Here is a 23,200-nt window from a genome sequence, read left to right on the forward strand (position 1 = left end):
GTAAGCCGGGGTGACAACCGGTGGTCATAAAGCGAAAAAATTCGGTGGAGCGGTAGTTCAGTCGGTTAGAATACCTGCCTGTCACGCAGGGGGTCGCGGGTTCGAGTCCCGTCCGTTCCGCCACTTATTTAACATTAAGCCTGCTCAGATAGCAGGCTTAGTGGTAAGAAAGCTTTAGGGGCGTAGTTCAATTGGTAGAGCACCGGTCTCCAAAACCGGGTGTTGGGAGTTCGAGTCTCTCCGCCCCTGCCATTTATAAGAATCCTTTGCTCAGGCAAAGGATTTTTTTTTATCTCTGCTCTCTATCTGCAATATCCCTGTTCAAAATACCTTGCTTCTCTCCGTCCATGGAGAGTACCGCTTATTCCAGGATAGGGCTTTTCAGGATCTCGTGGATCTGCCCCTGCTTATCGCTATTTTGTAACCAGATCGCATAGAGTGGGCGGGAAAGCGTAGCGCTGTCCATGACCGTATGTAACCCATGCTTCTCTTTGGCCCAGCGAACAGGTAGCCAACAGCAGCCGTTCAGGCGTGATAATTGCTGGTAGATCAATTCAGCTGAAGAGGTAGTGAGCAGCGGAACATCATCACTTCCTATCAGACCCACTTCGTTTTGCTGAAAATCAGGCCCCCATTCAAGGCGCAAGTAATTCAATTCATTTCTGTTTTTTGCAGGCGATGCGCAATACAAGGCAAGGGTAAAATTACCCAACAGCTGGCTGCTTAATTCATCCATCTTCGGCGATTCGGTGGTGATCAGCAGATCCAACTGGCGTTCGTGAAGCTGTTTAACCAGCGACTGCCGCTGTGCGATACGCGCTTCAAACTGGAGATTGTAAGGTGCGCTGTAGAGGGTGCCGAGCCAGCCGTTAAGCATGCATTCCCACAGCGAGGCGCTGGCTCCGATGGAGAATTCATTATGTCGCGAAGAGTGTGCGACCTCCTTGCGCGCAGCCTGCCAGGTATTCATTAGCGTTTCGGCGTAGGGCAGGAGCTTTTCTCCGGCGGTCGTCAGGCGAATGTTATTACGATGTCGGGTGAACAGGTTCACACCAAGTTGATTTTCCAGCTGACGAATACGAAAGCTGACCGCTGACTGCGTCAGGTAAAGCGCCTCTGCTGCTCGCCCAAAGTGACGAGTTCTGCTCACTTCCAGGAAAGTCTTGAGCAATTCCGTATCCACACCGTTCTCCACAAAATTATTTGTCGTGATGATTTAAATGTTTTGTTTGACGCTCTGTCAAGCGTAACTAATACTCCGCGCCATAAATAGCTCGGCCAAAGAATCAGGAGCGTGTAGGATGGCGGAAAGCTTTACGACGACTAATCGTTTTTTCGACAATAAAAATTATCCACGCGGGTTCTCCCGTCACGGTGATTTCACCATCAAAGAGGCGCAACTGCTGGAACGTCATGGTTATGCCTTTAACGAACTGGAACTGGGTAAACGCGAACCTGTTACCGATGATGAAAAACAGTTTGTCTCGGTGTGCCGTGGTGAGCGTGAGCCGGTAACGGAAGCAGAACGCGTATGGATTAAGTATATGGCGCGCATCAAGCGGCCGAAGCGTTTTCATACTCTTTCCGGCGGCAAACCGCAGATGGAAGGCGCTGACGATTACACCGAAAGCGATGACTAAGAAAAAAGGGCGTAAGCCCTTTTTTTACGCCATCATTTTCTGCAGATGGTTTAGCATCCGGTCTATCGCCCGATAGCTGAGCGCCTCCTGCAAATGACGGCGTTCAATCTCTTCAGCCTCTGCCAGATCGGCAATGGTTCTCGCCACCTTTAACAGACGCTGCCAGGCTCGTATAGAGAGCCCCAGCTGCGTTAGCGTCTGTTCCAGCCAGACAGCGTCCTCCCGCCGTAAGTGGCAGCAGCTCTTCATTTCACGATTCTCAAGATGAGCATTGAGCTTATTTTGTCTGAGCATTTGCCGTTCGCGCGCCGCCAGCACCCGTTGTCGGACCGTTGCGCTAGACTCTTCGCCCTGCGTGCCCTGGCTCAGTATCCCTGGCGGCGGCAGCGGGATCTCTAAGGAGAGATCGAAGCGGTCAAGGAAGGGGCCTGACAGACGTCCCAGATAACGTAATGTCTGCTCAGGCGATGTACGATTATGTTTGCCCTGATAATGCCCTGTCGGGCTTGGGTTCATCGCCGCGATAAGCTGAAAGCGCGCCGGATAGTCAATTTTGGCGCGCGAGCGTGATATGTGGATCTTGCCTGACTCAATGGGTTCGCGCAGCGCATCCAGTACACGCCGCTCAAACTCCGGCAGCTCATCAAGAAACAGCACGCCATTATGGGCCAGGGAAATCTCACCGGGGACCGGTATCGAGCCGCCGCCCACCATCGCTGCCAGCGAGGCGCTATGATGAGGTGCGCGAAACGGCCTCTGACGCCACCGGGTCTTCGCGGTATGCAGATTGACCAGACTCTGAATGGCCGTGCTCTCCAGTGCTTCCTGATTGCTTAATGGCGGCAGGAGACCGGGTAGCCGGCTGGCAAGCATGGTTTTCCCGGTGCCGGGCGGGCCGATCAGGAGCAGGTTGTGACCCCCGGCGGCCACAATCTCCAGCGCTCGCTTGCCCTGCTGCTGGCCGATAACATCGCGCAGATCTTCGCCGCGTTCATCAACAGAGGGTGCCTCGGCGAGAGGCGGCGAAAGCGATGTCTGCCCCGCGAGAAAAGCACACACCTCCTGCAGATGGTCGGCGACCAGGCAATCGCTGCCGCCGATCAGGCCGACCTCAGCCGCATTATCAGAGGAGACGACGATGCGCCGGCCGGCTTTGATGGCTTCCATTGCGCTGGGGATCGCCCCTGGAACGCCGCGTAACCCACCTGTGAGGGCGAGTTCGCCCACAAACTCATATTGATTCAGTCGCGTCGTGTTGAGCTGCTCTGAGGCAACGAGAAGCGCGAGAGCGATAGGTAGATCGTATCGCCCGCCCTCTTTAGGCAGATCCGCTGGCGCCAGGTTAATGGTTATTTTCTTCGCAGGGAAAGCGTAGCCGCTGTTGATCAGGGCGCTGCGAACCCGGTCACGGGCCTCTTTCACGGTGGTCTCCGGCAGTCCGACCATAGTCAGGCCGGGCAGACCGTTGCTGAGATGAACCTCGACAGTAATCAATGGCGCTTCGATACCGAGCGCCGCGCGGGTATAGACGATGGCGAGCGACATAAAACCTCCTGGACCAGGCAGGATTATGGCTGACCTGTGTTAAAACGGGATCGGTAATAGTCAGAAGTTAGGACCATAAATCCATACTTTTCGCGCCATATTGTTACATTTAGCCGAAACTGGAAGTTCGCTCGCAAAACAGAGCGGCGTTGGGAAGGAGGGCGCAAAAGAGCGCGGCAGGCGAGAGAAAACTGAGTTTTTTTCATCTTCGAATTTTTTCATATAAAACAATTATTTTTGCTGAAACTGTTAGGCTGCTCAGCAACAGAGATATAAAAAAATCTTGTGTTTTATGTGATGTCTGTGGTACCTCTTTAGGTATTCCTTCGAACAAGAAGCCAGAAAGTACAGAAAATGACAGCCCTTCTACGAGTGATTAGCCTGGTCGTGATTAGCGTGGTGGTGATTATTATCCCACCGTGCGGGGCTGCACTTGGACGAGGAAAGGCTTAATAATCAAGCCTTAACGAACTAAGACCCCCGCACCGAAAGGTCCGGGGGTTTTTTTATAACTGAAATAACCTAAGCGAGGAGCAGATGATGACTTTTAGCATAAAATTCTGTTTCTCCCGATTTATGACGGGGAACTAACTATGAATGGCGCGCAGTGGGTGGTACATGCTTTGCGGACACAGGGGGTCGACACCGTTTTTGGCTATCCGGGTGGCGCAATTATGCCGGTTTACGATGCACTGTATGACGGCGGCGTGGAGCACCTGCTGTGCCGGCATGAGCAAGGGGCAGCCATGGCGGCCATTGGTTATGCGCGAGCAACCGGTAAAACCGGGGTATGTATCGCGACTTCCGGCCCGGGCGCAACCAACCTGATCACCGGCCTGGCGGACGCTTTGCTTGACTCCATCCCCATTGTCGCTATCACCGGCCAGGTGGCCGCACCCTTCATCGGCACGGATGCGTTCCAGGAGGTAGACGTTCTCGGTTTGTCACTGGCCTGTACTAAGCACAGTTTCCTCGTGCAGTCTCTGGACGAGCTGCCGCGGGTCATTGCTGAAGCTTTCCAGGTGGCAAACTCAGGCCGTCCAGGCCCGGTGCTGGTTGATATCCCTAAGGATATTCAGATGGCGCAGGGCGATCTCGATCCCCATTTCTCTATGGTCGCCGATGAGATGGCATTCCCGCAGGCGGAAGTGGCTCAGGCTCTGCAGATGCTGGCTCAATCGCAGCAACCGATGCTGTATGTTGGCGGCGGGGTCGGCATGGCGCAGGCGGTACCGGCGCTGCGCGAATTCCTCGCAGTGACCCGGATGCCGGCGACCTGCACCCTGAAAGGGCTGGGCGTGGTGGACGCCGATTACCCGTATTATCTCGGCATGCTGGGAATGCACGGCACCAAGGCGGCCAATCTGGCGGTACAGGAGTGCGATCTGCTGATTGCCGTCGGCGCGCGCTTTGACGATCGCGTGACCGGCAAGCTCAACACCTTCGCGCCGCATGCCAAAGTGATCCATATGGACATCGATCCGGCGGAGCTGAACAAGCTGCGCCAGGCGCACATTGGTCTGACCGGCGATCTGAACCGCTTGCTGCCGGCGCTGCAGCAGCCGTTAGCGATCGATGGCTGGCGCGAGCGGAGTGCCGCACTGCGTGCCGACCACGCCTGGCGTTACAATCATCCCGGTGAGGCTATCTACGCGCCGCTGCTGCTGAAACAGCTTTCCGACCGCAAGCCGGCGGACAGCGTGGTGACAACCGACGTAGGCCAGCATCAGATGTGGTCGGCTCAGCATATGACCTATACCCGCCCGGAAAACTTCATCACCTCCAGCGGCTTAGGCACCATGGGCTTTGGCCTGCCGGCCGCCGTTGGCGCCCAGGTGGCGCGCCCTAACGATACGGTGATCTGTATCTCTGGTGACGGCTCCTTCATGATGAATGTGCAGGAGCTGGGCACCGTAAAACGCAAGCAGTTACCGCTGAAGATCGTATTACTCGACAACCAGCGGTTAGGGATGGTTCGACAATGGCAGCAGCTGTTTTTCCAGGAACGTTATAGCGAAACCACTCTGACTGATAACCCTGATTTCCTCACGCTGGCCAGCGCCTTCGGTATTCCTGGCCAACACATCACCCGTAAAGACCAGGTTGAAGCGGCACTCGACACCATGCTTTCGAGCCAGGGGCCATACCTGCTTCATGTCTCAATCGACGAACTTGAGAATGTCTGGCCGTTGGTGCCGCCCGGCGCCAGTAACTCTGAAATGCTGGAGAAATTATCATGATGCAACATCAGGTCGCTTTACAGGCACGTTTCAACCCGGAAACCTTAGAGCGCGTGCTGCGCGTTGTCCGTCACCGTGGTTTTCAAATCTGCGCAATGAACATGGAAACCGCAGCGGACGCACAGAACATAAATATCGAATTGACCGTTGCCAGCCCGCGGCCCGTCGAATTACTGTTTAGTCAATTAAGTAAACTGGTCGACGTTGCCTGCGTCGAGATCCAGCAACCCACATCACAACAAATCCGCGCCTGAGCGCAAAGGAAGAAAAATGACGACGAAAAAAGCTGATTACATCTGGTTCAATGGCGAGATGGTTCCGTGGGGCGAAGCGAAAGTTCATGTGATGTCCCATGCGCTGCACTATGGCACCTCGGTATTCGAAGGCATCCGTTGCTACGACTCGCACAAAGGCCCGGTGGTGTTCCGTCATCGCGAACATATGCAGCGTCTGCATGACTCAGCCAAAATTTATCGTTTCCCGGTCTCCCAGAGCGTCGACGAACTGATGGAAGCCTGCCGCGAAGTCATTCGCACTAATAATCTGACCAGCGCTTATATCCGCCCGCTGGTGTTTGTTGGCGATGTCGGCATGGGGGTAAACCCGCCTCCGGGTTACAACACTGACGTGATCATCGCGGCGTTCCCGTGGGGAGCCTACCTCGGCGCAGAAGCGCTGGAGCAGGGGATCGATGCCATGGTCTCTTCCTGGAACCGCGCGGCGCCGAACACCATCCCGACGGCGGCGAAAGCCGGCGGCAACTATCTCTCCTCGCTGCTGGTTGGCAGCGAAGCGCGTCGCCATGGCTATCAGGAAGGTATTGCCCTCGACGTTAACGGCTATATCTCCGAAGGCGCTGGCGAAAACCTGTTTGAAGTGAAGGACGGCGTGCTGTTCACCCCGCCGTTTACCTCTTCCGCGCTGCCGGGCATTACCCGCGACGCCATCATCAAGCTGGCGAAAGATCTCGGTATTGAAGTCCGCGAGCAGGTATTGTCCCGTGAATCCCTGTACCTGGCGGATGAAGTCTTCATGTCCGGCACCGCGGCGGAAATCACCCCGGTACGCAGCGTGGATGGTATCCAGGTCGGCGCAGGTCGTCGCGGTCCGGTCACCAAACGCATTCAGGAAGCCTTCTTTGGCCTCTTCACCGGTGAAACAGAAGATAAATGGGGCTGGTTGGATCCGGTAAGTAAGTAATTAAAAATGGGACGGCACGCACCGTCCCATTTAATAAACACAGATGGGAGTAAAAAGAGCATGCCTAAGTACCGTTCCGCCACCACCACACATGGCCGCAATATGGCGGGCGCCCGCGCGTTGTGGCGCGCAACCGGGATGACCGATGCCGATTTCGGCAAACCGATTATCGCCGTCGTTAACTCCTTTACCCAGTTTGTTCCTGGGCACGTGCACCTGCGCGACCTCGGCAAACTGGTTGCCGAGCAGATTGAAGCCGCCGGTGGCGTGGCCAAAGAATTCAACACCATCGCAGTGGATGATGGGATCGCCATGGGCCACGGGGGTATGCTCTATTCACTGCCATCCCGCGAGCTGATCGCCGACTCGGTGGAGTACATGGTTAACGCCCATTGTGCGGATGCGATGGTCTGTATCTCCAACTGCGACAAAATCACCCCGGGGATGCTGATGGCTTCCCTGCGCCTGAACATTCCGGTGATCTTTGTGTCCGGCGGCCCAATGGAAGCCGGGAAAACCAAGCTGTCAGATAAAATCATCAAGCTCGACCTGGTGGATGCGATGATCCAGGGGGCGGATCCGAAAGTGTCCGACGAGCAGAGTAATCAGGTGGAACGGTCCGCCTGTCCGACCTGCGGCTCCTGTTCCGGGATGTTCACCGCCAACTCCATGAACTGCCTGACCGAAGCGCTGGGTCTGTCGCAGCCGGGTAACGGCTCTCTGCTGGCGACCCACGCCGATCGTAAGGAGCTGTTCCTTAACGCCGGGAAACGTATCGTTGAGCTGACCAAACGCTATTACGAGCAGGATGACGCTTCCGCGCTGCCGCGCAATATCGCCAGCAAGGCGGCCTTTGAGAACGCCATGACGCTGGATATCGCCATGGGCGGTTCCACCAACACCGTTCTGCACCTGCTGGCGGCGGCGCAGGAAGCTGAAATCGACTTCACCATGAGCGATATCGATAAGCTTTCCCGCAAAGTGCCGCAGCTGTGTAAGGTGGCGCCGAGCACGCAGAAATACCATATGGAAGATGTGCATCGCGCCGGCGGCGTGCTGGGCATTCTGGGCGAGCTGGACCGCGCCGGGCTGTTGAATCGCGAGGTCAAAAACGTTCTCGGCCTGACGCTGCCGCAGACCCTGGAACAGTACGATGTGATGGTGACCCAGGACGACGCGGTGAAAAAAATGTTCCGCGCCGGCCCGGCGGGCATCCGTACCACTCAGGCGTTCTCGCAAGACTGCCGCTGGGATACGCTGGATGACGATCGCGCCGAAGGCTGTATCCGTTCTCTGGAACACGCTTACAGCAAGGACGGCGGCCTGGCGGTGCTGTACGGCAATTTCGCGGAAAACGGCTGTATCGTGAAAACCGCCGGCGTGGACGACAGCATCCTGAAATTTACCGGTCCGGCGAAAGTGTATGAGAGCCAGGACGATGCGGTTGAGGCCATCCTCGGCGGTAAAGTCGTTGAAGGCGACGTCGTGGTGATCCGCTACGAAGGGCCGAAAGGCGGGCCGGGGATGCAGGAGATGCTTTACCCCACCAGCTTCCTGAAGTCGATGGGGCTGGGCAAAGCCTGCGCGCTGATCACCGATGGCCGTTTCTCGGGCGGCACCTCAGGGCTCTCTATCGGTCACGTCTCACCGGAAGCGGCGAGCGGCGGCAACATCGCGCTCATTGAAGATGGCGACATGATCGCGATTGATATTCCGAACCGCAGCATTCAGCTGCAGCTGAGCGATGCGGAAATTGCGGCGCGTCGTGAAGCCCAGGAAGCGCGTGGCGACCAGGCGTGGACGCCGAAAAATCGCCAGCGTCAGGTCTCCTTTGCCCTTCGCGCCTACGCCAGCCTGGCGACCAGCGCCGACAAAGGCGCGGTTCGCGATAAATCGAAACTGGGTGGCTAATCATGGCGGATTCACAACCCCTGTCCGGCGCCCCTGAGGGCGCCGAATACCTGAGAGCAGTGCTGCGCGCGCCGGTTTATGAAGCGGTGCAGAAAACGCCGCTGCAAAAAATGGACAAACTCTCTTCTCGCCTGGATAACGTTATTCTGGTGAAGCGCGAAGATCGCCAACCGGTACACAGCTTTAAGCTGCGCGGCGCCTACGCGATGATGTCCAGCCTGACCGCGGAACAGAAATCCCACGGGGTGATCACCGCCTCGGCGGGCAATCATGCCCAGGGCGTGGCGTTCTCCGCATCGAGGCTGGGCGTTAAGGCGCTGATCGTGATGCCGGTAGCGACCGCCGACATCAAAGTGGATGCCGTTCGCGGCTTTGGCGGCGAAGTGCTGCTGCATGGCGCCAACTTTGACGAAGCGAAGGCGAGGGCGATTGAGCTGGCGCAGCAGCAGGGCTTTACCTGGGTGCCGCCGTTCGATCACCCGATGGTCATCGCCGGTCAGGGAACCCTGGCGCTGGAGCTGCTGCAGCAGGATGCCCACATCGACCGCGTGTTCGTCCCGGTGGGCGGCGGCGGCCTGGCGGCAGGCGTGGCGGTGCTGATCAAGCAGCTGATGCCGCAGATCAAAGTGATCGCGGTGGAAGCGGAAGATTCGGCCTGCCTGAAGGCGGCGCTGGACGCCGGTCATCCGGTGGACCTGCCGCGCGTCGGCTTGTTTGCCGAAGGCGTGGCGGTCAAACGCATCGGCGATGAAACCTTCCGTCTGTGCCAGGAGTATCTGGACGACATCATCACCGTCGACAGCGACGCTATTTGCGCGGCGATGAAGGATCTGTTCGAAGATGTGCGGGCGGTGGCAGAGCCTTCCGGCGCGCTGGCGCTGGCGGGGATGAAGAAATATGTCGCTCAGCACAATATTCGCGGCGAGCGACTGGCTCACATCCTGTCCGGGGCCAACGTCAACTTCCACGGTCTGCGCTACGTGTCTGAGCGCTGCGAGCTCGGGGAACAGCGCGAAGCGCTGCTGGCGGTGACGATCCCGGAAGAGAAGGGCAGCTTTCTGAAGTTTTGCCAGCTACTGGGGGGCCGCTCGGTGACGGAGTTCAACTACCGCTTTGCCGATGCCAAAGACGCCTGCATCTTTGTGGGGGTACGTCTGAGTCGTGGGCTGGAGGAGCGGAAAGAGATCCTTCAGTTACTGAACGATGGTGGCTACAGCGTCGTTGACCTTTCCGATGACGAAATGGCCAAGCTCCATGTGCGCTATATGGTCGGCGGCCGACCGTCCAAAGCGCTGCAGGAGCGGCTGTTCAGCTTCGAGTTTCCGGAATCGCCGGGGGCGCTGCTGAAGTTCCTGCACACCCTCGGCACCCACTGGAATATTTCGCTATTCCACTACCGTAGCCACGGCACCGACTATGGTCGGGTTTTGGCGGCCTTCGAGCTGGGCGAGCACGAGCCGGACTTTGAAACTCGTCTCAATGAGCTGGGCTATGAGTGTCATGATGAGACCCATAACCCGGCATTCCGCTTTTTCCTCGCGGGTTAGTGGTTGGGAAGAATTTTCCAGAAAGCATCAATAAGCGGCTCATGCAGCCGCTTTTTTTGTGCGCAAACGCCCAGCTCAAACGGCGTTTGCTCATCGCTGCGCTCCAGGATCATCACCCTGTTGCGTACCGGCTCCGGACTGTTCTCCAGCACCACTTCCGGCAGCAGCGCCACGCCGCATCCCAGGGCGACCATCGACACCATCGCTTCGTGCCCGCCGACGGTGGCGTAGATCGACGGATTGCTGATTTTATGCCGCCGAAACCACAGCTCGATGCGCCGACGTACCGGCCCCTGGTCGGCCATGATAAAGGGCACTGTCGACCAGTCGGGGCGCTCGACGGTCACCTGGTTGCGCACCGGGCAGGGAAGGGCCGGGGCAATTAACACCACGGCGAGGTTCTCCAGCATCGAAAACGCCACCGACCCTGGCAGAGTCTCCGGCTTACCGGCAATCGCCAGGTCGGCTTCGCCGGTGACCACCTTCTCCATGGCGTCGGCGGCGTCGCCGGTCGACAGCTTGATCTCCACCGAGGGGTGCGCGGCGCGAAAGCGGTCGAGGATCGGCGGCAGATGGCTATAGGCGGCGGTGACGGAGCAGAAGATGTGCAACTCGCCGGAGAGCGAAGGGCCCTGCTGATCGATGACGTGACGAAGCTGCTGATACTGCAGTAAAGTCTGTTGGGCAAAGGTACGTAACTCTTCCCCGGCTTCGGTAAGGGTCACCGTGCGATTATCTCGCACGAACAGCGGCTGGCCGAGGTCCTCTTCCAGACGCTGGATCTGGCGCGAAAGCGTCGACGGGCTGACATGCATGGCCCGCGCGCTGCGGCCAAAATGGCGGCTTTCCGCCAGATGCAGAAAGGTTTTCAGATCGCGTAAATCCACGGCGCGTACTCCCCGGTTTTGTATTTCATAAAATGCAACGTGACGTTGTGAATATATCAATTTCCGCAATAAAATTCCTGTCATATAGTAAGTTCATTCTCGCAAAAGCGAATCGAACAATAAGCACGACACAACATCACGGAGTTACAGACATGGCTAACTACTTTAATACACTGAACCTGCGCCAGCAGCTGGCACAGCTGGGCAAATGCCGCTTTATGGCGCGCGACGAATTCGCCGATGGCGCAAGCTACCTTCAGGGTAAAAAAGTGGTCATCGTCGGCTGCGGCGCGCAGGGCCTGAACCAGGGTCTGAACATGCGTGACTCCGGCCTGGATATCTCCTATGCGCTGCGCAAAGAAGCGATCGCCGAGAAGCGCGCCTCCTGGCGTAAAGCGACCGAAAACGGCTTCAAAGTCGGCACTTATGAAGAGCTGATCCCGCAGGCGGACCTGGTGGTTAACCTGACTCCGGACAAACAGCACTCTGACGTTGTGCGCTCCGTACAGCCGCTGATGAAAGACGGCGCGGCGCTGGGCTACTCCCACGGTTTCAACATCGTGGAAGTGGGCGAGCAGATCCGTAAAGACATCACCGTGGTGATGGTGGCGCCGAAGTGCCCGGGTACCGAAGTGCGTGAAGAGTACAAACGCGGTTTCGGCGTACCGACGCTTATCGCGGTACATCCGGAAAACGACCCGAAAGGCGAAGGCATGGCCATTGCGAAAGCATGGGCAGCGGCGACCGGCGGCCACCGTGCGGGCGTGCTGGAATCTTCCTTCGTTGCCGAAGTGAAATCTGACCTGATGGGCGAGCAGACCATCCTCTGCGGCATGCTGCAGGCGGGTTCTCTGCTGTGCTTCGACAAGCTGGTGGCGGAAGGTACCGACCCGGCGTATGCAGAAAAACTGATTCAGTTCGGCTGGGAAACCATCACCGAAGCGCTGAAGCAGGGCGGCATTACCCTGATGATGGATCGCCTCTCTAACCCGGCGAAACTGCGCGCTTATGCGCTCTCCGAGCAGCTGAAAGAGATTATGGCGCCGCTGTTCCAGAAACACATGGACGACATCATTTCCGGCGAATTCTCCTCCGGTATGATGGCGGACTGGGCGAACGACGATAAGAAACTGCTGACCTGGCGTGAAGAGACTGGTAAAACCGCGTTCGAAACCGCGCCGCAGTATGAAGGTAAAATCGGCGAGCAGGAGTACTTCGATAAAGGCGTTCTGATGATCGCGATGGTGAAAGCGGGCGTTGAGCTGGCCTTCGAAACCATGGTGGCCTCCGGCATCATCGAAGAGTCCGCTTACTACGAATCACTGCACGAGCTGCCGCTGATCGCCAATACTATTGCCCGTAAGCGTCTGTACGAGATGAACGTGGTTATCTCTGATACCGCTGAATATGGTAACTACCTGTTCTCTTATGCTTGCGTACCGCTGCTGAAAGAGTTCATGACCACCCTGCAGACTGGCGACCTGGGTACGGCGATTGCCGAAGGCGCGGTAGACAACGCTCAGCTGCGTGATGTTAACGAAGCCATTCGCAGCCACGCTATTGAGCAGGTTGGTAAGAAACTGCGCGGTTATATGACCGATATGAAGCGTATCGCGGTAGCCGGCTAATTCCTCGTCGTCTTTCGACTTGCCGATGCGTTGGCTACGGTACGTACACCCCAGTCACATAGTAATCTATGTTCACGGGGATGTACTTCCTTGCCGCCTTCCGGCAAGCCGAAATCCATAGAGGAATGGATTTGTTTAATAGGCCTGATAAGCGAAGCGCCATCAGGCAAAAACCCGGAGATTAAGATCCCCGGGTTTTTTATTATTTCCGGTACAGCACTTTGATGATGTGGTAGCCGAACTGGGTATGCAGCGGGCCGGTTGGCTCCAGCACCGGGCAGGAGAAAACCACTTTATCGAACGCCGGCACCATCTGGCCCTGGCGGAACTCACCTAAATCACCGCCGCGTTTGCCTGATGGGCAAATGGAGTGCTTCTTCGCCAGCTTACCGAAGTCGGCGCCGTTTTTAATCTGCTCCAGAAGATCCAGAGCCAGTTTCTCTTCTTTAACAAGAATATGCAGTGCTGCTGCTGTTTTTGCCATGATCGTGCCTTGAATAGGTTGAGATAAATCGGGGCGCAATATACCACGCGTCAGCGGCGATAAAGCACCTTAATGATATGGTAGCCAAATTTGGTTTTTACCGGACCGTAGGGCTTGAGAAGTGGGCAGCTAAAGACCGCCTGATCGAATGGGCCGACCATCGCGCCTTGCTGAAACTCCCCCAGATCGCCGCCGTTACGCCCGGACGGGCATTTCGAATAGCGCTTCGCCAGATGATCGAAGCTGATGCCGCGTTCCAGTTTGGCAAGGATCTCCTGGGCCAGTTTCTCTTCTTTGACCAGGATATGCAGGGCTGCTGCGGTCTTTTTCATGGTTCTGCTCTACGGGTTAATCGCGATTTCTTCACTTTACCATCAGTCGGTAAATCTCGGCTCCGCTTTCTGCTACAATCCCCACCCCGTTCGAAGATTGAGCAAGACTCCCATGCGTTTAAACCCTGGCCAACAACAAGCCGTCGAATTTGTAACCGGACCGTGCCTGGTGCTGGCGGGCGCCGGCTCCGGTAAGACCCGCGTGATCACCAATAAAATCGCCCACCTGATCCGCGGCTGCGGCTATCAGGCGCGCCATATCGCGGCCGTGACCTTTACCAACAAAGCCGCGCGCGAGATGAAAGAGCGCGTTGGGCAAACGCTGGGGCGCAAAGAGGCGCGCGGGCTGATGATTTCCACCTTCCACACTCTGGGGCTGGATATCATCAAGCGGGAATACGCCGCGCTGGGCATGAAGTCTAACTTCTCCTTATTCGACGATACTGACCAGGTGGCGCTGCTCAAAGAGCTGACCGAAGGGTTGATCGAAGATGACAAAGTGGTGCTCCAGCAGTTGATCTCGACGATCTCCAACTGGAAAAACGATCTGAAAACCCCGGCGCAGGCCGCCGCGGGTGCGAAAGGCGAACGGGATCGCATTTTCGCCCACTGCTATGGGCTGTACGATGCGCATATGAAGGCCTGCAATGTCCTCGATTTTGACGATCTGATCCTGCTGCCGACGCTGCTGCTGCAGCGCAACGAGGAGGTGCGCGAACGCTGGCAGAATAAGATCCGCTACCTGCTGGTGGATGAGTATCAGGATACCAACACCAGCCAGTATGAGCTGGTGAAGCTGCTGGTGGGCCAGCGGGCGCGTTTTACCGTGGTAGGCGACGATGACCAGTCGATCTACTCGTGGCGCGGCGCGCGGCCGCAGAACCTGGTGCTGCTCAGCCAGGACTTCCCGGCGCTGCAGGTTATCAAGCTTGAGCAGAACTATCGCTCCTCCGGGCGTATTCTGAAAGCCGCTAACATTCTGATCGCCAATAACCCGCACGTTTTTGAAAAGCGGCTGTTCTCTGAGCTGGGATATGGCGCTGAGCTGAAAGTGCTCTCCGCCAACAATGAAGATCATGAAGCGGAGCGCGTGGCCGGGGAGCTGATCGCCCACCACTTCATTAATAAAACCAATTACAAAGACTACGCGATCCTTTATCGCGGCAATCACCAGTCGCGGGTCTTTGAAAAGATGCTGATGCAGAACCGCATCCCGTACAAAATCTCCGGCGGCACGTCGTTCTTCTCGCGCCCGGAAATTAAAGATCTGCTGGCCTATCTGCGCGTGCTGACCAACCCGGACGACGACAGCGCCTTCCTGCGTATCGTGAATACACCGAAGCGCGAGATCGGCCCGGCGACGCTGCAAAAGCTCGGTGAGTGGGCGATGGGCCGCAACAAAGGATTGTTCACCGCCAGCTTTGATATGGGTCTCAGCCAGACGCTGACCGGGCGCGGGTATGAATCACTCACCCGCTTCACCCACTGGCTGCGTGAGATCCAGCAGCTGGCCGAACGCGAGCCGGTCAACGCCGTGCGCGACTTGATCCGCGGAATTGACTACGAATCCTGGCTTTATGAAACTTCGCCCAGCCCGAAGGCCGCAGAAATGCGTATGAAAAACGTCAACCAGCTGTTCACCTGGATGACCGAGATGCTGGAAGGCAGCGAAATCGATGAGCCAATGACCCTGACGCAGGTGGTCACCCGCTTTACGCTGCGCGACATGATGGAGCGCGGTGAATCGGATGAAGAGCTGGATCAGGTGCAGCTGATGACCCTTCATGCCTCAAAAGGGCTGGAATTCCCGTATGTTTACCTGGTGGGAATGGAAGAGGGATTGCTCCCGCACCAGAGCAGCATTGATGAAGATAATGTCGATGAAGAGCGCCGGTTAGCCTACGTGGGCATCACCCGCGCGCAGAAAGAGCTGACCTTTACGCTCTGTAAGGAGCGCCGGCAGTATGGTGAGGTGGTGCGCCCGGAACCGAGCCGTTTTCTGCTGGAGCTACCCCAGGACGATCTGATTTGGGAGCAGGCGCGCAAAGTGATTACCGCTGAAGAGCGAATGCATAAAGGACAGGCTAACGTGGCGAACATTCGCGCCATGCTGGCAAAAGCTAAAGAGAAAGGATAGCGATAAGCTGGCCGGGTAAGGCGAAGCCGCCGCCCGGCAATGTTCAGCGTATTACTTCACCTCAAGCACCCAGTGCACATAGCTCTGCCACTGGCATTCCTGTTCGATCAGCTCAGCCCCAAGCGGGTGATTATCCAGCCAGTTTTCCGGCAGCGTCAGGGACAGTTTTTCATCATCGGCCACAAGATTGATGGCGGGCAGCAAATCGTCACGCCGCCGGCTGGCAAAGAGTATCGCCAGTCGCAGCAGGCGACAAAGATGTTCGGCAACTCGCGGCGGAACGGCATTCTGCTGATGAAGCGATGAGAGGTCGATGGCGTTAGTCTGGTTAAGCAGCAGCGTCGCAATCAGCTTCTTCTGCGCCGGGGTAAAGCCGGGCAGGTCGAGATTATTGACCAGATAGGCCGCGTGCTGCGGCGCGCGCTTAAAATCCACGCTCAGGCCAATTTCATGCAATGCACAGGCGCTGAGGAGCAAGTCGCGGCTTAGCGGATCCAGCTCCCAGCTGCCGTCCAGCTGGCTGAGCAGGTGGCTGGCGAGACCAGCGACGCGCTGGGCCTGTTCGGTGTCGATCATAAAACGACGCTGAATATTACGCAGAGTGCGGCTGCGGATGTCCTGTTCAACGGAGAGATGCAGCATGCCGTACACCAGACCTTCACGTAACGCGCCGCCCGCGAGGGTCATACACTGAATATTCAGTTCGCTGAAGATAGCGATAAGGATCGCCAGCCCGCTTGGAAACACCAGCGCTCGCTCAAGGGTTAAGCCTTCGATCTCCAGCTCTTCCAGGCGTCCGCACTGAATGGCGCGCTGTTTAAGCTGCTGGAGTTTGGTCAGGGTGATCCGCTCATCCATCCCCTGCGCCATCATAATTTCCTGCAGAGCCTGAACGGTGCCGGAGGCGCCAACGCACACTTTCCATCCGTGATAGCGCAGCACATCGGCGACGGGCAACAGCACCTCACGCGCGGCCGCCTCGGCAAGATCGAAATTTTCTTTCGTCAGGCTGCGATCGGCGAAATAGCGTTCAAGCCAGGTCACACAGCCCATCGACAGGCTAAATAGCGAGGTCGTTTGCGCGCCGGTTCCGGTCACCAGTTCGGTGCTGGCGCCGCCAATATCGACCACCAGTCGCTGATCGGCGCCGCCGGTGGTGTGGGCGACCCCCTGATAAATCAGACGCGCTTCTTCTTCGCCGCTAATGACCTGTACCGGACTGCCGAGGATCTCCTGCGCTTTCGCCAGAAATTCGCCGGCATTGACGGCAAGACGCAGCGTGGCGGTGGCCACGACGCGGATTTGCGCCGGCGGAATATCCTGCAGGCGTTCGGCAAACAGGCGTAAGCACTGCCAGCCGCGCTCCATCGCTTCTGCGGAGAGCGTGTTGTCGCTATTCAGGCCGGCGGCAAGACGGACTTTGCGCTTAATGCGGCTCAGCGTCTGGATACTGCCAGCCACCTCGCGCACCACCAACATATGGAAACTGTTGGAGCCCAAATCAATGGCGGCATACAGCGAGGTGGAGCTCATGCTCTTCATCGTTCAGAAGGCTCCCTGGTCGACGGGGCGCTTGTGCCCAATCCGTGTAACTGAGCGGGTTGCCGGGGAAGCGCGCCCTGGCACATTCTGAATGATTGAGCGTATAGCATAGATTTCTTAACCTGAACGACGACGATTGCGCGGTGGACCGTTGCGGCGCGGGCCGTTGCCTGGGCGAGCACGGGTCAGGCGCAGCGGCTTCGGCAGATCGGTCATCAGCGCGTCCGGGTTGTACTTGCTGACCGGAATTGAGTGACCAATATAGGTTTCGATAGCCGGCAGGTTCAGCGCATACTCTTCGCAGGCGAGGCTGATGGAGTGACCGCTGGCGCCAGCGCGACCGGTACGGCCAATGCGGTGAACGTAATCTTCGCAATCGTCTGGTAGATCGTAGTTAAAGACGTGGGTCACGGCCGGAATGTGCAAGCCACGAGCGGCAACGTCAGTCGCGACCAGGATATCGAGGTCGCCGCGGGTAAATTCTTCGAGAATACGCAGACGTTTTTTCTGCGCCACGTCGCCGGTCAGCAGACCTACGCGATGGCCGTCGGCGGCGAGATGGCCCCAGATATCTTCACAACGATGCTTGGTATTGGCGAAGACGATGGCGCGATCGGGCCACTCTTCTTCCAGCAGCGTCTGCAGCAGGCGCATTTTTTCTTCGTTGGACGGGTAGAAGAGCTCTTCTTTAATACGGTGGCCCGTTTTCTGTTCCGGCTCGACTTCAACGTACTCGGCGTTGTTCATTTGTTCGAACGCCAGTTCGCGTACGCGATAGGAAAGGGTCGCGGAGAACAGCATGTTCAGACGCTGAGTGGCCGGCGGCATGCGGCGGAACAGCCAGCGGATATCTTTAATAAAGCCGAGATCGTACATGCGATCGGCTTCGTCCAGCACGACGACCTGAATGGCGCCGAGGTTAATGTGGTTTTGCTTCGCGTAATCGATCAGACGACCGGTGGTGCCGATCAGAATATCGACGCCGCTTTCCAGCACTTTCAGCTGCTTATCGTAGCCGTCGCCGCCGTAAGCCAGACCCAGCTTCAGACCGGTGGCCTGCGCCAGCGGTTCAGCGTCCGCGTGGATCTGTACCGCCAGTTCACGCGTCGGCGCCATAATCAGCGCGCGCGGCTGGTTTACCTGGCGATCGGCGATAGCCGGGTGAGAGAGAAGATAATGAAACGTCGACGTCAGGAACGCCATCGTTTTACCGGTACCGGTTTGCGCCTGCCCGGCGACATCGCGGCCTTCCAGCGTCAGTGGAAGGGCGAGGGCCTGAATAGGTGTGCAATTATGAAACCCTTTCTTTTCAAGGGCTTCAATGACTGCCGGGTGCAGGGCGAAGTCGGAAAACTTCTGTTCTGTTAAATGTGTTTTGCTCATAGTGTGGTAGAATATCAGCTAACTATTGCATTAAGAAAGCGTATCCGGTGAAATAACGTCAACCTTTCGTTGGCGGTGTGCGAAATTATTCAAGGTACGTCTACGGTAACTGAACGAATCCAGGATAGCTTAGACCACTAAGCGAGTCGGGAGCGATAAATCTGCAGCATGCAGTTCGCGTTCGGGCAACCCTGGCGTCAAAAGGTGGGTCCATGATGGATCGCGCCAGTTGGCAGACCAGAGAATTGAGGTATCCTGAAGAATAGCGTGCATAACGTAGCTGCAGCGCGTCGTTGATGGCTACGACACCAACACACCAGGCTTATTCCTGTGGAGTTAAATATGAGCGATAAAATTATTCACCTGACTGACGACAGTTTTGACACGGACGTACTCAAGGCTGACGGGCTGACCCTCGTCGATTTCTGGGCAGAGTGGTGTGGTCCGTGCAAAATGATCGCCCCGATTCTGGATGAGATCGCTGAAGAGTATCAGGGCAAACTGACCGTAGCTAAGCTGAACATCGACCAGAACCCGGGTACCGCGCCGAAGTACGGCATTCGCGGCATCCCAACCCTGCTGCTGTTCAAAAACGGCGAAGTGGCGGCCACCAAAGTTGGCGCCCTGTCCAAGGGGCAGCTGAAAGAGTTCCTCGACGCCAACCTGGCGTAAGCGAATTGCTGTTCCGGCGTCCAGATTCCTATTTTTTGCGGAACTCTGGACGCCCGGCTGGAGTCGTGCTAAGTTAATCCACAGACTTCGTTTTAAACATACCTTGTTTGAATCTTGTTTTACCCGAAGCATCCCGCAAAAAAATGCGCGTGAAGCTATTAATTCCGGGCTTTTCACTCATTCCGTCTAGTCGTTTCAGTTCTGCGTTCTTTCCTGTGACCAGGCAACGTACAGACACGAGATGAAGGCCGTTAACAGGCATGGAAGTTCCTGCCATACCATTCACAACATTAAGTTCGAGATTTACCCCGAGTTTAAGAACCCACACCACTATGAATCTTACCGAATTAAAGAATACGCCGGTTTCTGAGCTGATTACTCTCGGCGAAAATATGGGGCTGGAAAATCTGGCTCGTATGCGTAAGCAGGATATTATTTTTGCCATCCTCAAGCAGCATTCGAAGAGTGGCGAAGATATCTTTGGCGACGGCGTACTGGAGATACTGCAGGATGGATTTGGATTCCTCCGCTCCGCAGACAGCTCCTACCTCGCCGGCCCTGACGACATCTACGTATCCCCCAGCCAAATCCGCCGTTTCAACCTCCGCACTGGTGACACCATTTCCGGTAAGATTCGTCCTCCGAAAGAGGGTGAGCGTTACTTTGCGCTGCTGAAAGTTAACGAAGTTAACTACGACAAGCCGGAAAACGCCCGTAACAAGATCCTGTTCGAGAACTTAACGCCGCTGCACGCGAATTCTCGTCTGCGTATGGAGCGTGGTAACGGTTCTACCGAAGACTTAACCGCTCGCGTACTGGATCTGGCTTCCCCGATTGGCCGCGGCCAGCGTGGTCTGATCGTCGCGCCGCCGAAAGCCGGTAAAACCATGCTGCTGCAGAACATCGCGCAGAGCATCGCTTACAACCATCCGGACTGCGTGCTGATGGTGCTGCTGATCGACGAACGTCCGGAAGAAGTGACCGAGATGCAGCGTCTGGTCAAAGGTGAAGTCGTTGCTTCCACCTTCGACGAACCGGCATCCCGTCACGTTCAGGTTGCTGAGATGGTTATCGAGAAAGCGAAACGTCTGGTTGAACACAAGAAAGACGTTATCATCCTGCTCGACTCCATTACCCGTCTGGCGCGCGCCTACAACACCGTGGTCCCGGCTTCCGGTAAAGTGCTGACCGGTGGTGTGGACGCTAACGCCCTGCACCGTCCGAAGCGTTTCTTCGGCGCGGCGCGTAACGTTGAAGAGGGCGGTAGCCTGACCATCATCGCCACGGCGCTGATCGACACTGGCTCCAAAATGGATGAAGTTATCTACGAAGAGTTTAAAGGCACCGGTAACATGGAGCTGCACCTCTCTCGTAAGATTGCTGAAAAACGCGTCTTCCCGGCTATCGATTACAACCGTTCCGGTACGCGTAAAGAAGAGCTGCTCACCACTCAGGAAGAGCTGCAGAAAATGTGGATCCTGCGCAAAATTATCCATCCGATGGGTGAGATCGACGCGATGGAATTCCTCATTAATAAACTGGCAATGACTAAGACGAATGATGACTTCTTCGATATGATGAAGCGCTCGTAAGGTAAAAAAAGCCAGAAACGCCACGCCTTTGCGTGGCGTTTTCATTTTGGGATTTGTATGATCCAGAGACAGAGAAAGCGGGACGAAAGTTGTCGTATAATGGCGCCGGACAGCAGGCGGAGACAGCTTTAACAGACTAAAATCTATACAATAAATTTGTAATGTTCTGCTTTTCCCCTTCTGGAGTTGGGGCATCATCGCTATACTTCCCGGATTAACTATGCTGAGAGCACATGCGTTGTGAATTTACTCACTGCTATTACTGAATTAATCAGTATTTTCTTATTCACGACCCTCTTTATTTTTGTCGCGCGGAAAGTGGCAAAAAAGATTGGGTTAGTGGATAAACCAAACTATCGCAAACGGCATCAGGGGTTGATTCCGTTGGTCGGTGGTATCTCAGTTTATGCAGGCATCTGTTTTACCTTCGCTATCGCCGATTATTATATTCCTCACGCCTCGCTGTATCTGGCCTGTGCGGGGGTATTGGTGCTGGTTGGTGCGCTGGACGATCGCTTTGACATCAGCGTGAAAATTCGCGCGGTCATTCAGGCCGCGATCGCCGTGATTATGATGATGGCAGGGAATCTGCATCTGAGTAGTCTGGGCTTTATTTTTGGCTCGTGGGAGCTGGTGCTGGGGCCCTTCGGCTTCTTCCTTACTCTGTTTGCCGTCTGGGCCGCCATCAATGCGTTTAATATGGTCGATGGGATTGACGGTCTGCTCGGCGGCCTGTCATCGGTCTCCTTTGCGGCGACCGGGATCATCCTTTGGTTTGATGGCCAGTACAGCCTGGCGATGTGGTGTTTTGCGATGATCGCCGCCATTCTGCCCTATATTCTTCTTAATCTTGGCGCCCTCGGCCGCCGCTATAAAGTTTTTATGGGTGACGCCGGCAGCACCATGATTGGCTTCACCATCATCTGGATCCTGCTGGAAACCACCCAAGGTAAAACGCATCCCATCAGCCCGGTCACTGCGCTGTGGATTATCGCTATCCCGTTGATGGATATGGTGGCGATTATGTATCGCCGCCTGCGTAAAGGCATGAGTCCTTTCTCACCGGACCGGCAGCATATTCATCATTTGATCATGCGCGCCGGGTTTACTTCCCGCCAGGCGTTCGTCCTGATTACCCTGGCCGCTGCCCTGCTGGCGCTGGTTGGCGTCGCGGCGGAATATACCCGCATTGTGCCGGAATGGGTGATGTTAATTCTCTTTTTGGTGGCCTTCTTCCTTTATGGCTACTGTATTAAGCGCGCCTGGAAAGTGGCGCGTCTGGTTAAGCGCATCAGACGCAGAATTCGGCGACACAGCGGCAATAATCCGAAACTAACCAAGTAAAGCTGGGGATGTGATGACTCAACCATTACCGGGAGCACAAGCAGTGAACGTTGAGAACGAGCTGGATATTCGCGGGCTGTTTCGCGCTTTATGGGCAGGAAAAGGCTGGATAGTCGGCGGCGCTGTTCTCTTCGCCGCTATCGTGTTGGTGTACACCTTCTTTGCTCGCCAGGAGTGGAGCGCCACGGCGATCACCGATCGGCCTACTGTCAACATGTTGGGGGGGTACTATTCCCAGCAGCAGTTCTTACGCAATCTGGATATCAAAGCCGACCTGGCCTCGGTGGATCAGCCTTCCGCCATGGATGAAGCGTATAAAGAGTTCATCATGCAGCTGGCCTCCTGGGACACCCGGCGTGATTTCTGGCTGCAAACGGACTACTACAAGCAGCGCCAGTCGGGTAATGCTCGCGCCGATGCGGCGATGCTGGATGATTTGATTAACAATATCCAGTTTATGCCCGGCGATGCGGCCAAGAGCGTCAATGACAGCGTCAAACTGACTGCCGAGACCGGGCAGGATGCCAATAATTTGCTGCGCCAGTATGTGGCTTTCGCCAGCCAGCGGGCGGCCGGCCATCTTAACGACGAACTCAAAGGCGCCTGGGCGGCGCGGACGGTGCAAATGAAGGCGCAGGTGAAGCGCCAGGAGGAGGTGGCCGAGGCTATTTTCAACCGCCGGACCCACAGCGTGGAGCAAGCGCTGAAGGTCGCTCAGCAGCATAACATCTCACGCAGCGAAACGGATGTTCCTGCCGATCAGTTGCCGGATTCAGAGCTATTTTTATTGGGCAGGCCGATGCTGCAGGCCAGACTGGAAAACCTGCAGGCCGTCGGACCGGAATATGACCTCGATTACGACCAGAATCGCGCCATGCTGAGCACGTTGAACGTCGGTCCAACGTTGGACCCGCGTTTTCAGACTTACCGGTATTTGCGAACGCCGGAAGAACCTGTAAAACGCGATAGCCCGCGCCGTGTATTTCTGATGGTGATGTGGGGGATTGTGGGTGCGCTCATCGGCGCAGGCGTGGCGTTATCGCGTCGTCGTGTCCTGTGATTGCGGCCTGTGGTGAAGGGCAGATGACCTTCATCGCCTAATCGAAGAGAATCGAT

The 23,200-nt window shown here is 56.4% G+C and carries 21 protein-coding genes and 2 tRNA genes; 16 read left to right on the top strand and 7 right to left on the bottom strand.

Translation table 11 applies throughout. The features are described from left to right. Positions 1 to 46 precede the first annotated feature (46 nt). Together MKS11_RS23790 and MKS11_RS23795 are read left to right on the top strand one after the other, a co-directional pair. A tRNA-Asp gene (locus tag MKS11_RS23790) sits at positions 47 to 123 on the top strand. 53 nt (positions 124 to 176) lie between these two features. Continuing rightward, positions 177 to 252 (top strand) — tRNA-Trp (locus MKS11_RS23795). A gap of 109 nt (positions 253 to 361) precedes the next feature. Here MKS11_RS23795 and hdfR read toward each other — a convergent pair. Continuing rightward, on the bottom strand, positions 362 to 1,183 hold the full coding sequence (gene hdfR / locus MKS11_RS23800; protein WP_032454492.1) for an HTH-type transcriptional regulator HdfR: 822 nt from the start codon (positions 1,181 to 1,183) through the stop codon (positions 362 to 364). Between the two features lie 118 nt (positions 1,184 to 1,301). Here hdfR and MKS11_RS23805 point away from each other — a divergent pair, with 118 nt between their 5' ends. Continuing rightward, entirely contained in the window at positions 1,302 to 1,640 is a 339-nt protein-coding gene (locus tag MKS11_RS23805; RefSeq protein WP_004886877.1) for a DUF413 domain-containing protein, read from the top strand. Between the two features lie 24 nt (positions 1,641 to 1,664). Here the strand turns inward: MKS11_RS23805 and MKS11_RS23810 are convergent, their stop codons facing one another. Then, entirely contained in the window at positions 1,665 to 3,185 is a 1,521-nt protein-coding gene (locus tag MKS11_RS23810) for a YifB family Mg chelatase-like AAA ATPase (protein WP_017899414.1), read from the bottom strand. A 354-nt stretch (positions 3,186 to 3,539) separates the two neighbouring features. On the opposite strand from MKS11_RS23810, the gene ilvL reads away from it, so the two are divergent. The 7 genes from ilvL to ilvA all read left to right on the top strand — a co-directional run bounded on the left by ilvL (position 3,540) and on the right by ilvA (position 10,083). Beyond that, positions 3,540 to 3,638, top strand: a complete 99-nt coding sequence (gene ilvL, locus MKS11_RS23815) for an ilv operon leader peptide (RefSeq protein WP_001311244.1) — start codon at positions 3,540 to 3,542, stop codon at positions 3,636 to 3,638. An 87-nt stretch (positions 3,639 to 3,725) separates the two neighbouring features. Next, positions 3,726 to 3,776, top strand: a complete 51-nt coding sequence (ilvX, locus tag MKS11_RS27720) for a peptide IlvX (protein ID WP_175426296.1) — start codon at positions 3,726 to 3,728, stop codon at positions 3,774 to 3,776. A gap of 2 nt (positions 3,777 to 3,778) precedes the next feature. Further along, a complete protein-coding gene (ilvG, locus tag MKS11_RS23820) occupies positions 3,779 to 5,425 on the top strand; it encodes an acetolactate synthase 2 catalytic subunit (RefSeq protein WP_284109724.1) in 1,647 nt (548 codons plus the stop codon). After that, positions 5,422 to 5,679: an acetolactate synthase 2 small subunit gene (gene ilvM, locus MKS11_RS23825; RefSeq protein WP_004886870.1), complete on the top strand. Its 258-nt coding sequence runs from the start codon at positions 5,422 to 5,424 to the stop codon at positions 5,677 to 5,679. The genes ilvG and ilvM overlap by 4 nt, the downstream gene beginning before the upstream one ends. Positions 5,680 to 5,695: 16 nt before the next feature. Further along, positions 5,696 to 6,625 carry a branched-chain-amino-acid transaminase gene (gene ilvE, locus MKS11_RS23830; RefSeq protein ID WP_002883171.1) on the top strand — a complete coding sequence of 310 codons (930 nt, stop codon included), beginning with the start codon at positions 5,696 to 5,698 and terminating at the stop codon, positions 6,623 to 6,625. Between the two features lie 60 nt (positions 6,626 to 6,685). Further along, positions 6,686 to 8,536: a dihydroxy-acid dehydratase gene (ilvD, locus tag MKS11_RS23835; RefSeq protein ID WP_002883173.1), complete on the top strand. Its 1,851-nt coding sequence runs from the start codon at positions 6,686 to 6,688 to the stop codon at positions 8,534 to 8,536. Positions 8,537 to 8,538: 2 nt separating this feature from the next. Continuing rightward, a complete protein-coding gene (gene ilvA / locus MKS11_RS23840; protein ID WP_017899412.1) occupies positions 8,539 to 10,083 on the top strand; it encodes a threonine ammonia-lyase, biosynthetic in 1,545 nt (514 codons plus the stop codon). On the opposite strand, the gene ilvY is transcribed toward ilvA, so the two are convergent. Next, positions 10,080 to 10,970, bottom strand: a complete 891-nt coding sequence (gene ilvY / locus MKS11_RS23845) for an HTH-type transcriptional activator IlvY (RefSeq protein ID WP_002883176.1) — start codon at positions 10,968 to 10,970, stop codon at positions 10,080 to 10,082. The two genes, ilvA and ilvY, sit on opposite strands and share 4 nt — an antisense overlap. A 152-nt stretch (positions 10,971 to 11,122) precedes the next feature. Here ilvY and ilvC point away from each other — a divergent pair, with 152 nt between their 5' ends. Beyond that, complete coding sequence (gene ilvC / locus MKS11_RS23850) at positions 11,123 to 12,598, top strand: ketol-acid reductoisomerase (protein WP_002883178.1); 1,476 nt, start codon at positions 11,123 to 11,125, stop codon at positions 12,596 to 12,598. A gap of 202 nt (positions 12,599 to 12,800) precedes the next feature. On the opposite strand, the gene ppiC (MKS11_RS23855) is transcribed toward ilvC, so the two are convergent. Both ppiC (MKS11_RS23855) and ppiC (MKS11_RS23860) read right to left on the bottom strand, forming a co-directional pair. After that, complete coding sequence (gene ppiC, locus MKS11_RS23855) at positions 12,801 to 13,082, bottom strand: peptidylprolyl isomerase PpiC (protein WP_004886861.1); 282 nt, start codon at positions 13,080 to 13,082, stop codon at positions 12,801 to 12,803. A 50-nt stretch (positions 13,083 to 13,132) separates the two neighbouring features. Then, the gene (gene ppiC / locus MKS11_RS23860; RefSeq protein WP_004886860.1) at positions 13,133 to 13,414 is read right to left on the bottom strand and encodes a peptidylprolyl isomerase PpiC; all 282 of its coding nucleotides are present in this window, start codon (positions 13,412 to 13,414) and stop codon (positions 13,133 to 13,135) included. A 112-nt stretch (positions 13,415 to 13,526) separates the two neighbouring features. Here ppiC (MKS11_RS23860) and rep point away from each other — a divergent pair, with 112 nt between their 5' ends. Next, a complete protein-coding gene (rep, locus tag MKS11_RS23865; protein ID WP_004886858.1) occupies positions 13,527 to 15,551 on the top strand; it encodes a DNA helicase Rep in 2,025 nt (674 codons plus the stop codon). A gap of 51 nt (positions 15,552 to 15,602) precedes the next feature. Here rep and gppA read toward each other — a convergent pair whose 3' ends face one another. Both gppA and rhlB read right to left on the bottom strand, forming a co-directional pair. After that, positions 15,603 to 17,093, bottom strand: a complete 1,491-nt coding sequence (gene gppA, locus MKS11_RS23870; protein WP_023319439.1) for a guanosine-5'-triphosphate,3'-diphosphate diphosphatase — start codon at positions 17,091 to 17,093, stop codon at positions 15,603 to 15,605. Between the two features lie 117 nt (positions 17,094 to 17,210). Continuing rightward, entirely contained in the window at positions 17,211 to 18,476 is a 1,266-nt protein-coding gene (gene rhlB, locus MKS11_RS23875) for an ATP-dependent RNA helicase RhlB (RefSeq protein WP_002883222.1), read from the bottom strand. Positions 18,477 to 18,818: 342 nt separating this feature from the next. Between rhlB and trxA the strand changes: the two genes are divergently transcribed. From trxA to wzzE, 4 genes are all read left to right on the top strand, one after another. Continuing rightward, positions 18,819 to 19,148 carry a thioredoxin TrxA gene (gene trxA, locus MKS11_RS23880; protein WP_002883224.1) on the top strand — a complete coding sequence of 110 codons (330 nt, stop codon included), beginning with the start codon at positions 18,819 to 18,821 and terminating at the stop codon, positions 19,146 to 19,148. A gap of 332 nt (positions 19,149 to 19,480) precedes the next feature. Beyond that, complete coding sequence (rho, locus tag MKS11_RS23885; protein ID WP_002883293.1) at positions 19,481 to 20,740, top strand: transcription termination factor Rho; 1,260 nt, start codon at positions 19,481 to 19,483, stop codon at positions 20,738 to 20,740. Between the two features lie 240 nt (positions 20,741 to 20,980). Next, entirely contained in the window at positions 20,981 to 22,084 is a 1,104-nt protein-coding gene (gene wecA, locus MKS11_RS23890; protein WP_004886849.1) for a UDP-N-acetylglucosamine--undecaprenyl-phosphate N-acetylglucosaminephosphotransferase, read from the top strand. Between the two features lie 13 nt (positions 22,085 to 22,097). Further along, a complete protein-coding gene (wzzE, locus tag MKS11_RS23895; protein WP_004886846.1) occupies positions 22,098 to 23,144 on the top strand; it encodes an ECA polysaccharide chain length modulation protein in 1,047 nt (348 codons plus the stop codon). Positions 23,145 to 23,200: the final 56 nt, after the last annotated feature.

It is taken from the genome of Klebsiella sp. K5-45 (assembly GCF_030128605.1).
In the GTDB taxonomy this organism is placed as follows: Bacteria; Pseudomonadota; Gammaproteobacteria; order Enterobacterales; family Enterobacteriaceae; genus Klebsiella; species Klebsiella quasipneumoniae.

Coding starts and splice junctions, on each gene's coding strand:
- MKS11_RS23805 (WP_004886877.1), top strand. CDS start 1,302: ATGGCGGAAAGCTTTACGACGACTAATCGTTTTTTCGACAATAAAAAT.
- wzzE (WP_004886846.1), top strand. CDS start 22,098: ATGACTCAACCATTACCGGGAGCACAAGCAGTGAACGTTGAGAACGAG.
- gppA (WP_023319439.1), bottom strand. CDS start 17,093: ATGAAGAGCATGAGCTCCACCTCGCTGTATGCCGCCATTGATTTGGGC.
- ppiC (WP_004886861.1), bottom strand. CDS start 13,082: ATGGCAAAAACAGCAGCAGCACTGCATATTCTTGTTAAAGAAGAGAAA.
- rep (WP_004886858.1), top strand. CDS start 13,527: ATGCGTTTAAACCCTGGCCAACAACAAGCCGTCGAATTTGTAACCGGA.
- ilvA (WP_017899412.1), top strand. CDS start 8,539: ATGGCGGATTCACAACCCCTGTCCGGCGCCCCTGAGGGCGCCGAATAC.
- ilvC (WP_002883178.1), top strand. CDS start 11,123: ATGGCTAACTACTTTAATACACTGAACCTGCGCCAGCAGCTGGCACAG.
- ppiC (WP_004886860.1), bottom strand. CDS start 13,414: ATGAAAAAGACCGCAGCAGCCCTGCATATCCTGGTCAAAGAAGAGAAA.
- ilvE (WP_002883171.1), top strand. CDS start 5,696: ATGACGACGAAAAAAGCTGATTACATCTGGTTCAATGGCGAGATGGTT.
- ilvG (WP_284109724.1), top strand. CDS start 3,779: ATGAATGGCGCGCAGTGGGTGGTACATGCTTTGCGGACACAGGGGGTC.
- rhlB (WP_002883222.1), bottom strand. CDS start 18,476: ATGAGCAAAACACATTTAACAGAACAGAAGTTTTCCGACTTCGCCCTG.
- trxA (WP_002883224.1), top strand. CDS start 18,819: ATGAGCGATAAAATTATTCACCTGACTGACGACAGTTTTGACACGGAC.
- rho (WP_002883293.1), top strand. CDS start 19,481: ATGAATCTTACCGAATTAAAGAATACGCCGGTTTCTGAGCTGATTACT.
- ilvM (WP_004886870.1), top strand. CDS start 5,422: ATGATGCAACATCAGGTCGCTTTACAGGCACGTTTCAACCCGGAAACC.
- MKS11_RS23810 (WP_017899414.1), bottom strand. CDS start 3,185: ATGTCGCTCGCCATCGTCTATACCCGCGCGGCGCTCGGTATCGAAGCG.
- ilvL (WP_001311244.1), top strand. CDS start 3,540: ATGACAGCCCTTCTACGAGTGATTAGCCTGGTCGTGATTAGCGTGGTG.
- ilvD (WP_002883173.1), top strand. CDS start 6,686: ATGCCTAAGTACCGTTCCGCCACCACCACACATGGCCGCAATATGGCG.